The organism is Aestuarium zhoushanense, assembly GCF_056431045.1.
Genome location: NZ_JBWKMA010000010.1, coordinates 1 through 10828, shown reverse-complemented (window position 1 = coordinate 10828; position 10828 = coordinate 1). Strand labels below are relative to the sequence as shown.

Annotated in this window: 11 protein-coding genes; 4 read left to right on the top strand and 7 right to left on the bottom strand. The window is 47.3% G+C overall.

Annotated elements, in window-relative coordinates:
* Nucleotides 1-6 precede the first annotated feature (6 nt).
* Entirely contained in the window at nt 7-177 is a 171-nt protein-coding gene (locus AC07ED_RS04565; RefSeq protein ID WP_478241884.1) for a hypothetical protein, read from the bottom strand.
* Between the two features lie 176 nt (nt 178-353).
* Here AC07ED_RS04565 and drt3a point away from each other — a divergent pair, with 176 nt between their 5' ends.
* On the top strand, nt 354-1607 hold the full coding sequence (gene drt3a, locus AC07ED_RS04560; RefSeq protein ID WP_478241882.1) for an antiviral reverse transcriptase Drt3a: 1254 nt from the start codon (nt 354-356) through the stop codon (nt 1605-1607).
* The gene (gene drt3b, locus AC07ED_RS04555; RefSeq protein ID WP_105234373.1) at nt 1600-3678 is read left to right on the top strand and encodes an antiviral reverse transcriptase Drt3b; all 2079 of its coding nucleotides are present in this window, start codon (nt 1600-1602) and stop codon (nt 3676-3678) included. The genes drt3a and drt3b overlap by 8 nt, the downstream gene beginning before the upstream one ends.
* Before the next feature lie 409 nt (nt 3679-4087).
* Here the strand turns inward: drt3b and AC07ED_RS04550 are convergent, their stop codons facing one another.
* The gene (locus tag AC07ED_RS04550; protein WP_211096421.1) at nt 4088-4345 is read right to left on the bottom strand and encodes a hypothetical protein; all 258 of its coding nucleotides are present in this window, start codon (nt 4343-4345) and stop codon (nt 4088-4090) included.
* A 1039-nt stretch (nt 4346-5384) separates the two neighbouring features.
* Here AC07ED_RS04550 and AC07ED_RS04545 point away from each other — a divergent pair.
* The gene (locus tag AC07ED_RS04545) at nt 5385-5678 is read left to right on the top strand and encodes a hypothetical protein (protein WP_105234375.1); all 294 of its coding nucleotides are present in this window, start codon (nt 5385-5387) and stop codon (nt 5676-5678) included.
* A gap of 149 nt (nt 5679-5827) precedes the next feature.
* On the opposite strand, the gene AC07ED_RS04540 is transcribed toward AC07ED_RS04545, so the two are convergent.
* The 3 genes from AC07ED_RS04540 to AC07ED_RS04530 are packed head-to-tail and all read right to left on the bottom strand — an operon-like array spanning nt 5828 to nt 7423.
* A complete protein-coding gene (locus AC07ED_RS04540; RefSeq protein WP_158664474.1) occupies nt 5828-6130 on the bottom strand; it encodes a hypothetical protein in 303 nt (100 codons plus the stop codon).
* Complete coding sequence (locus tag AC07ED_RS04535; RefSeq protein ID WP_105234377.1) at nt 6130-6891, bottom strand: CsgG/HfaB family protein; 762 nt, start codon at nt 6889-6891, stop codon at nt 6130-6132. Before AC07ED_RS04535 ends, AC07ED_RS04540 begins: the two co-directional genes overlap by 1 nt.
* A gap of 7 nt (nt 6892-6898) precedes the next feature.
* Nucleotides 6899-7423: a hypothetical protein gene (locus AC07ED_RS04530; protein WP_211096422.1), complete on the bottom strand. Its 525-nt coding sequence runs from the start codon at nt 7421-7423 to the stop codon at nt 6899-6901.
* A gap of 290 nt (nt 7424-7713) precedes the next feature.
* On the opposite strand from AC07ED_RS04530, the gene AC07ED_RS04525 reads away from it, so the two are divergent.
* Nucleotides 7714-8217 carry a hypothetical protein gene (locus tag AC07ED_RS04525; RefSeq protein WP_158664476.1) on the top strand — a complete coding sequence of 168 codons (504 nt, stop codon included), beginning with the start codon at nt 7714-7716 and terminating at the stop codon, nt 8215-8217.
* Between the two features lie 10 nt (nt 8218-8227).
* Here AC07ED_RS04525 and AC07ED_RS04520 read toward each other — a convergent pair whose 3' ends face one another.
* Both AC07ED_RS04520 and AC07ED_RS04515 read right to left on the bottom strand, forming a co-directional pair.
* A complete protein-coding gene (locus AC07ED_RS04520; protein ID WP_105234380.1) occupies nt 8228-8980 on the bottom strand; it encodes a hypothetical protein in 753 nt (250 codons plus the stop codon).
* A gap of 56 nt (nt 8981-9036) precedes the next feature.
* Nucleotides 9037-10089: a hypothetical protein gene (locus AC07ED_RS04515; RefSeq protein WP_158664477.1), complete on the bottom strand. Its 1053-nt coding sequence runs from the start codon at nt 10087-10089 to the stop codon at nt 9037-9039.
* Nucleotides 10090-10828 lie beyond the last annotated feature (739 nt).

Sequence of the window (10828 nt, the reverse complement as noted above, 5' to 3'; positions counted from 1 at the left end):
TCGAAGTCATAGAACAGCTGCGCCGGTGCCGTTTGGGTGCCCATCATGACGAAATCCTCCAATCCCCTCATATTCGAGTGAATCAAAGGACTTGCCGCGCTGCAACAAAGACTTTTTCAACAGCATGGGCGGATTCCGGCCATTTGCTGCCAAGCAGCGAGGTTGAGCCTCGATCATTAAAGCTGACGCTTCTGGGGCCAAAATTTAAAATCACTCTTGAGCCCACCTTGGTCGGACCAACCAGTAGTTGCGTTCCCTAAAATGACTTGATCTAAGGTTGATAAACCAGGACGTTGTATGGGGCGATGTCTCCTCGCTGACGATATTTTTCTAGAGATAATTGGAACGTAGATTTGTTAGACGCCAGTTTCCGCTCAAAGTCTTTGATGCAAGTAGTTAGAGAGAAAGATGACCCGATAGATTTCTCCTTTCCTGCAGGAGATTTAAACATCCGGATTGAGCGAGCACTTGAAAGAGCAAACGGGAATGGCACCTGCTTTCAGCTAGAATTGACCAAGCGTAAAGGCCGAGAAATCTGTGTGCCTCGTGACTTTGAAACCGCCATACTTCTTAGGCGCTTGAACGAGAATATTAGGCGCATAGTAAGAGTTCGGCAGGCAGACAGGAACTATGTCGTATCTCGCCTCAGACAACTCTTGGGAAATGGCCTGCCCTATGTTGTTGCAAAGTATGACATAAAGAAGTTTTATGCCTCGATTGACAGGGATGAGCTACGCCAAGCTTGCCACAAGCGCTTAAGTAGCTCTGGCACTACAAGAAGAATGCTCGATAAATATTTAGCCGACTTACAGGCTGCAGGTGCTTCTGGAATTCCTGCAGGCTTGGCTTTAAACGGCACCTTGAGCGAGGTCTTCTTACTAGACATGGACAAGGAAATCTCTCGATCTGAGGGAGTTCACTTCTATGCAAGGTATGTTGACGATATTGTAATCGTCGCCGCCCCACATATTACAGATTTCGACTTGACCCAGCGGATCTTGAATAGTCTTCCGACAGGTTTGATGCTCAATTTATCTCCCAATAAGAAAGACTTCCAGCTACTGCCGAAGAAGGAGAACAAAGGAAGCGCGAAAACGTATACATTGGATTATTTGGGATACGAGTTCACCGTTTCGCAAATTTTTTCTGAAGCGAACCATGACAAGACTTTAAATGCACGAAAGCTGACTATCGACATAAGCAAGTCAAAAATCGACAAGCGTAAGACACGGTTTATCTTGTCCATCAAGCAGTACCTTCGAGATGGGAATCAAGACGATCTTCTGGACAGGTTTCTGCTAATAAACAGCGGCTATAGGTTTTACGACCGAAACTCCGGGCGATGGTTGTCAAGCGGGATGTGCAACAGCTATCCATTAATCGACTATCCTTCACCAGCATTGCGCGAACTTTCATCCTTTTATCATGGCGTCTTGTCGTCACGGTCCTCAAATTTGGCTGCAAGACTTGCGCTTGCACCGCTCTCAAGACGGAATCGGAAGAGAATTCAGTACTTTGACTTATGCACCCATGTTCAAAAGAAGAAGTACGTTGGGTTCAATGAGCAAAAGCTCATCCATTTGATGAAGGCTTGGCAATATGCCTAGGAAAAATGTTCAAAAGATCTTACTTGATCCAAACGACTTCAACCGGGCATTGCTCAGTGATACAACTCCAGCCGAGCTACCTATTCCTATAGGAAACGATGGTTTCTACCTAAATATCCGTGATTGGGAGAAGTTTGATACCTTCTCGAAAACAATAATTGAAACCTTTGTTCTACCTCCAAAAACTGGCAAACAAGCGACGGAGCCACTTTCTTACAAGATCGTGAAAGATGCTGACTCTTTACGTAAACTCGGCTTGCCACATCCTCGAGCTCAACTCGATGTTTGCAACTTTTACTCTAGATATGACGCGCTGCTCACCTACTATTGCAACACCAGCTCATTCTCTATCCGAAGGCCTGTTTGCACAGCGAGCAAATACTACATCGCAGGTCCATTGGAAGCGAGTAACGAGCTCAAGTTCTCTACGATTTCAACCGTAGAGAAAGATAAGTTTACAAAGCATCCAGCCAGTTTCTTTGCCTACGCCGGTTTCGGGAGACTTCATAACTTTTTGGGATCAAGGCTCTTCGATTCGTTAGAGCGAAAGTTCCAATTTATGTCGTCACAAGATATTTCGAAGTGCTTCCACAGCATTTATACACATTCGATTTCTTGGGCCACAAGATCACTCAAGGAGGCCAAAAGTAATACTAGTGCAGAAATGTATGGAGCTTCTTTTGACCGCTTAATGCAGTCAATGAATAGGAATGAAACCAATGGAATTATAGTAGGACCAGAAGTCAGCCGGATATTTGCTGAAACCATTTTGTCAGCGGTGGATGCTGAGCTCGAGCGTCGGCTTGCGAGGAAAGGACTCGAAAATGGCGTAGACTATTCAGCCTTTCGATATGTAGATAATTACTATTTTTTCTGTGGAAGCCGCAAGAACTGCGAAGAGATTACCATCGAACTTTCTGATTGCCTGGACGACTACAAGCTTCATCTAAATTCTGGGAAATCAGAGATCACGTCTCGCCCCTTCGCAAGCAAAAAATCTTCTGCAATACAGCAGGCCAATACTCTAGTTTCTGATCTTATCGACAACCTAACGCGTCCGAACAAGATTGCAGGTGTTCCGGGTAAACAAAAAATGAGTGCTGTCTTAGTGACAGCTAAGCGAATCCGATCAAGGCAAAAGCTAATGCGCGCTCTTGTTCAGCGCGTGCGTGCGATTTGTGTAGATGCCGAATTGGGCTATGAGGGCGTGTCCGCTTATATTCTGGCGGCCATAAAGCGGAGGGCTCATCAGCTTACAAAAGATAATGAACAGTTGCTTGCTTTGCCCGAAGAAATCTCTTTGCTTGATGGGAGTGTGATAAACCGAGAGGAATGCCTGTCGCAAGCCGCTGATCTTTATGATTTCTATCTTGAGGTTGCGTTTCACCTTTTCTCTCTTGCTCCGGGTGTAAGCACTTCCTTAGATATCTCATATGTCCTTGTTCAAACTGCTGAATTCTTAAAGAACCATGCCCCGGAAGAATTTTTGGCCACCAAGGAACGGGTACAGCTTTGGGTTTCGCGTCTTGTCGGCAGCAGCTCGCTTTCCGATCTGGACGCACGGCAGTATTCGACCTCAATCGAGATACTCAATGTAGTTTGCGCGACAAAACCATTTGACTTCGGCGGCGCTTATTACGTTGAGCTTCTAGAGGAGTTCAAAGGGGCTTCCTCAAAGGTAGGTTATTTTGAAGTTGTCGCCAAATTGTTTGTGCTTGGAGACGATCCAAAGTGCAAAACGAAACAATTGGAGCTACTGAAGGATGCGGAAGCTTTCATCCTGAAAGAGCCTAATTTGGCGACTTGCTCCGAACGCCTCCATCTTTTTCTTGACTTAATGAGCTGCCCGTTCATCGGAACTGACTATAGAAGAAAAATGGTCAGGAGAATTTTGACGGGTTACAATCAGCAGCAGTCGGGAGGTGGCGGTGGTTCGATCCAGATACCGACAAATGAACATATCGTTGCTGCAGTCACGAATTTTGAACAGAACCCTTGGTTCACCACGTGGGACAGCGTCAACCTACTCCGCCTTATTGAGAAGAAAGAATTGAAGCGTTCATATGCTTAGTCTAATAACGAGGTCGACTCTGCCTTCCGGCGTCATCGCTTTGCAGTAATTTCGCGAGATTTGCTGCTGAACGCTTGGCCGTACTGACTACGTTCAGTCGATACCAGTGCTGTGTTTGCGGGTTGATTGGCGTTGTGTCTTTCGGGACATTACTTCTTCGGAAGGGCGGCATGTCTGCTGATCTGCACGTCTTCTAGAGGCGGAATTTGTTGAAGCATGCCGCACACACCCAAGGTCGGGTTATTGGCGTGGACATCAAATTCAAGTAGATGTTCACGCCTTTTATCGAGAGTGTAGTAGGCCCAGCCGACACACGACAGCCTTCGAACTTCGCACTCGCGGCGAATGTCGGCAATGCGGGCTGGGGCTGCAGAAACCAGCAACGTCGCTGGACGGCGGCTTTGGGCCGTTATCCTCCGCCCGTATTGCGAGCAATCGTGATGGCTTTCTCAAGAGATCCCCAGTTTCCCTGATAGTAAGCATCCTGCTCTTCGCCATCCTTGAAGACTGGTTCGCTGCCCAGTTCATCCCACTGGCCCCTTACCACGTCACCAACCTGGAATTCGCCTTCGCTTCCAAGCAGTTCCACAACTGCAAAGCCGACATCGTGCTGAACAACAATCATCCCTCTGTTCCGCGATACAAAAACTACTTGTCCTTGAGCCATGACCATTCTCCAGTACTTTGAATTCTTCGAACCGTCGTGGCTCATAGGCACTAGAAGCAAACCTTGTGACCGATGCAAGCATAGATTGAATTTCGGACAACTTCCGATTCCTCCAGGTAGCAAAAATCTGTGGGCAGAGGTTTGGAAACGGCGAACGGCTGGACAAAGAAGGCAGCAACGCAACGTACCGCTTACGTATGAGAGTCCGCTTTGGGCCGATAGCGTCGAAGTGGTCCGCAAACATCATCATTCATTCCTGCGTCAAAGTTCAGAACCGACGAACAAGAAAGCAGATTCACATTGCTACCGAGAACTGTTTCAGAGGAAAATTTCACAACCAGAACATTCATGAAGGGAACTACCTATAGGTCGTGCCCTCTACCGCTCCAAAATTTCTTTACATCCCCCCCCCTCACGAACGTAGCTTCAGAGCATTTGAGCCTAACTCACGAGATGTCACGCCTTTCGAAAGCACGAAAACAAAAATCTTATTGATTACTATTCCCAGAGTAACTATAATAAACAAGCCTTTATCTCACAGACTGATAGCATTCATGAACATTTCCCCAACTTCGACGCACACATCAAGCATCCTGCTCGCGGAAAAGGAAGCTCTCAAATTTCGAAATGATTTTACATCTTCTTACATCGAAGACTTGATATCAGAGTGCACAGACCCCGCTCAAACACGCATATACATGCAAATATTATCACTTCTTGAAGGAAGAATCGGTACTACGCCTTCAAAGTTTAAGAATAGGTATTGACGCTAAATTAAAAATCAATATGATCAAAAAAGTGGTTCGGCACGCCCCCAAGGAGCGAACCACTTTCCGGCAGCCGGGAGGAACAGCCGGAAAGAGGCGGTGGTCAATTTCTATGGGCTCTATGTCCCACGTGGGCCAGAACGTTGACTACTGCCTCTATACTTCCCAAGATCACTATGATCACACATAGCAATTAGAATATTGACACATCTTAAATAAAAGTTATTCATGAACGACTGAACGCTTCGGTTAAGCAGTGGAGATGTATCAAGATGATTGACTGGGAAGCCGCTATTAAACTGCGCTCTCTGCTTTTTGAATTTGAGGAGGCCGTCGGTATCGCTGATGCTTCTGAAGTTGAAAAAGACATCTTGCTATATTTCCATGAATTAGCAGCAAAAAACCCAGATAAACCAATTGACATCACCGCCGTACGGGAGATGCCCGCACTCAAAAAGGTACCACCTGCAACACTAACAAGAGCGATCAAGAAACTGATCGAGAAAGAAAAGATTGCCCTGCATGAAGGCAGGCAACGCGGTCTCTATTCTCTTACCGGCAAGTAAAGTCGCCCCTACCCAACGCGGCAAACGCAGGACTGTCACCCGGTCATCTCAACCTTCGCTTAACCACCAGCCCCCAACAAATAGCAATATATAAAAAAAGAGCAGGGAATGTCGTCCTCCCTGCTCAATAAAACTGAAATTATCTAAGATCAGTTAGCGCCAATCACACACACAATGTTCATCAACTTTTCCTGCCCCTTGACGCCAAGCCCAGGGATAAATTTTGCATCCTTTTCAATTTCCTTAAGTCCGCGCATCTGGATCTCTTCGACAGTAAGATCAAAGAGCGGGTCCTGAAGAACATCCATACGGTAAAGGGGGTACTTTGGAAGGCAAAGGATGAAATCGCGAAGCGTCATGCGAGCGAAATCAAGCACAGGCCTATCCATATCTTTCCATTTACCACATTGAACTGAGATTGTTTCCCTTGGGGTTACTTCATGCACCTGCATCACATGCTCCACCACTGATTTTCGATACCAAACTTGGTCATCTCAACGACGGCTGACGCGATCGCCAATCGCACCGCAAGCGAAACAGGTTCATTAACCACCTGGCCAAACTCTATCGCTGCGACATTGTTGTTTAGGATACGCAAGCCATTGATCGAGTCCCGCTGACTAAGCACCGTTTTACTAGCATGAACTGTATGAAGGATTTCGCCAGTCTGCACAGATACAGCCCGTAGGATTACGCCGACCTCATCCGCGACGATGTCATGGCGTAAGTTGATGCTGTCATATCCGAGCCCCGCGAGAGATTGTCCAACTTTTCGATCATAGGAGACAGCCCCACCGACAAGTAAAATGCCAGGAAGCAGAAGAGGCCTCACAGCATCAGTCCCAGTTTCGGCAAGCGTCGCGGTGGCGATGCGTCGTTCATCAAGCAGACTGCCTACATATTCACGCTCTACAACGCGGTAAAATTCGCCCTGCCCAGCCCTCATGAGTTCCTGCACCAAGATCGTAGAAAGCCCTTGTGGGATCGCCGTAGAAAGCTCCGCCACATTTCTATCTGTCATGGCGCGCTGACCAGTTTGGTCCATAAAAGCTGGGACCGCCACGATAAGCGGAGCGCTCGTCGGCTCACCGAGATCTTGAATAAGATCTGCGAGTGATTGCTGGTCAGTAGTCGGCGGTTCTTGCAGCCCCTCAACAGTTGCACACGCCGATAAAGCTACAAAAAGCAGGGGTAACAGGAAGATATTTTTCATAACGCCCTCAAAAAACAGGAAGTGTAATTACGACAGGGTCGGACCCAATTTCTGCGATCGTAAGCTGCAAGTTTCCATCTACTCGCACCCATTGAAGCGAAAGATCTGCGCTTAATGGGATATCGCCACTCTCGCGCTCGAGAATACTATCAACGGCGATCTGGGAGAGACGTACGTTCAGAACGTTGGTAATCGAGGTAACTAACCGATCTGCGGCAGTAACTTGGTTTTCTATAGCGTCGAGCTCGCGCTGAATGGCGGCTTCCTCAGCAGCAATACGTGCCAACTCCGCGTCCTGCATTTGCTTTTCGAACTGGAGATAGGTGAGTGCCTGACCATTTGTTCCGCCAAATTGCGGCAAAACAGGGGTGTACGATAGTTCAGCCCACCCCGGCGCTCCCGACACCGACAAAACCAACGCAATAATACCAAAATTAGACTTCATTTTGACCCTCACAAAAATCATTTTGATCCTAGATATCACGCAGAAAGACCACTGATCCACATCTATTTTTCGAAAACGCTCGCTCAAAGGTATAACAACTCAAATATCTGATTTAAAACGGTTTAATTCAGTAAAATCCAACAAATCCCCGTTATTTTCCAGGGAAATATACGAAAGGCCATGGCTGTATACCGACGATCATTCTGCGATTATATATTAATCTTTATGATTTTTATGTGTATAGGGAGTCGTAGTATAAAAATATCAAAACGAGAATAAATTTGCTCAAGTACATAGCCATACCCGCCCTCACTTCTGGGTCAGCGTTACTTAGTTTTATCGTTTTTAGATGGATCAAAGGCGCCCTACCGGCCGACATGAGCGAGGATCTCGCCCACATTGTACACCTCACCATCTGGCTACCATTTGGGGTAAAAATTGTGGTGGTGTGGCTGTACCGCTGGAAAGGAATTGCCTACCTGCTTCCGACAGGGCTCCTAAATATCATGATATTCTCTAGCTATTTTGATGTACAAAACATCGGCCTTCACATTCTGATCATGACGACCTTAGACACAGTTGTTCTGGGTGCAGTTTTTCTTGCCGTAAATATGACGCCTACAAGGTTCGATCAGCCTTTACCCAAGCATCATTCCGGACTCACCTTCCTGTTGGCCGCGTTGACCGCGTCCTTCGGATCAAAAATCGTTACCCAGTTGGCCGACCCCAACGTTATCTTTAAACAACAAAATTCAGTTTTGTGGCTCGTCGAGGTGAGCCAATTGATTATAAGTGATTTTCTCGGCCTTTTAGCGACTCTCTTAGTCTGCAAGGTTACTCTCGCTTTGATTGCAACGGGTGCTTTGATAAAACAGGACTGATTTCCCTGTTTTAACGCGTGATCGTAACGGTTAGGCCGTCAGGCACCACTACGCCGAGATCCGATCCCGAATAGAGGTTCGACAGCTGATTGACGTTCAAAGTCGCACCATTTCCGAGCTCAGCATTGATGTTATACACACTGCCTGACCCAGTCTGGTTCAATACAGCCGATGAATTAGCATTCATCCTTAAGTCATATGACAGTGAGCTTCCCGCTCCGGACTGCGATATATCGACCGATGATCCCGAACCAACCGCGGTCACCGTGCCAATCACACTACTTGCATCAGACTGAGAAAGACTGAAATCAACGCCGTAACCAGCAATAAAAATATCATGGCTTACGTTTTCACCTGCAGCATCAACGACCACATCAATATTTGAAGCAGTGCTGGTATCTACATCGATCTTGGAGACCAACGAAGCAGAAACAGCGTTTAGAGTTACCATATGATCGCCAGCCCCACTCAACTGAGTATCAATGTCTCCGAGACCGGTTACCGTAACACCGGCCGCAAAAGTAGAAGCTCCGCTCCCACCCTGCTCGACGTTGACTGACCCGAATGTTCCGCTCAGCTTGAGCGGGTTCGCCTCACTTGGCGCGCCAAGAATATCGAGGCCATAAATCTTATGCCCCCCCGAAGACGCCTGCCTGATATTCAGTGACTGTATAGAGCCAGTTGGCTGCGCAATACTGACAGAATTCGCATTCGCTAATGCGGGCAGGGCAAGAAGGAGAATGGAAATGCCAGTATTGCGCATGAGGTACACCTTAATGAAAATTGGTGCGGGGCAGGATCCCTGCCCCGCGGCAGTGATTATTGGTTTACAGTTACCGAACCACCCGCAGCGATATTGTGGGCAGCATTGTAGACAGCATTGTCTGCGTCCTGGTTGAGGGTAAACGAGCCACCGTTTGCAGCCACCAAAGTGATGTCTGCGGATTGACCGCTACCGGTAGCCGAAGTTGTAAGGGTGAAGGCCGATGTCCCGCTATGAGAAACATTCGCCAGCATCGACGAAGACGTTCCTGTCTGGCCAATTGTAGCCGCGACAGCATTACCAGCGAGGGTCAAATCAATTGCCGATGACGTTGCAGACTGAGCGTTCAAGTTCAATGTATTGCTATCGCCAGTAAGAGACAGATCAATATCGCGTGCGCCCGATGCTGAAGACAGTGCGGTCGTAACAGTGTTGCTATCGCCAGTGACAGCATAGGCGATATTCACAGCACCAACACCGCTAGAAGAGCTAGAGCGAACAGTGTTGCCATCACCCGTGATCGTACCAGTGTAGTCGAATGCATCGGTAGAAGCAGCACCATTTGCCATATTGTCATTGATGGTGTTCGTGGAGCCAGCAACGGTGAGAGAGTAGTCTGGGTTCACGTAGCGGGTAGTATCAGTGCTCGCACCAATAACAAGATCCCAGTTGTTCGAGGAGCCGGTGAAGGAGCCAATGAGGGTACCAGTTGTCGAGGAATCGCTACCGTGAACAGCAAAGTCAGCCGTGTTTCCCGTAGCCGTAGCACCGAGCTGCTTGATGGTCAGTGTAGCGAGAGCACCAACTACTGAAGAGTCAGTGGTAGAAGTACCTACCGAGTTGCCGGTGTTGTCTTGAGTGATGGTCATCGCACCGATACCTACGGTTGTACCACCGGTTTGATCTTCTTGATTAAAATAGATCGTGTTCGCACTTGCGGACGTTGCCGCAAGAGCGATCAAGGCAGTGGCTGTTAAGAGTTTTGATTTCATTTCCATGTTGGAATCCCTATTTGATTGTAGTGGTGATCTCACCTGCCATATCCCTGGCTTAACAATCATATTGATCTTTAAATTCTTATGCAAATCCATAAATTTAAATAAAATCATATACTTAAAAAAAAATTAGAATCGTTATGATTTTAAATAGCGGAGACTTGCACCGAGAAAGCCCTGAAAACACTCCTCGTCGCACACGCAAACAAGTCTCCGTTCAGCACCCAAAAAACGGTGGATAGCGTTAAGAAAGCTCGCCGCCTGCAAATCAGTGTATTGACGATGCATGACACATGGATCCTCGATGTCAGACCCTGACCAGCCCGCAGATTGCGAGAACTTGACCACTGATCACGACCGTGGGCTCAAAACACAAGCGGACATCCCACCCTACTACCCAAAATCGAAAGGCCGGCCAAAGAACCTCAATGGTCCATCCGGTCGCCGATGTCTTCAAATAATGAGGAAACCCTCAAATGACTTTCTGAACTTGATGATCTAACAGTTTATCGCACTTGAAGGGAGGAGAGACATGTACAACTTCCGTAGTGTCTTAAAGTTCATTGCACCTGATGCAGTCGTCTTCACAGCTTTCGCTATTTGTTTTCTAGCCATGCAGTTCTGGATGCGCCCACTACAGATTCAGCTTGTCTCCCCGCTGCTCGTGGCAACCCTAATTTTCTTGCCGCATGGAGTTCGGGTCATTACGATCTGGATGTTTAAACATCGTGTCCGTCGTCATATAAAATGGGATAATATAGCGGTTTGAGCTTTGGAGGCTCTGGTTCGTTTGTGTGATTGATTATGCGGCTTGTTTTTGATGTTGCAAGCGGCGTTGTTGGATTGTCCGTTT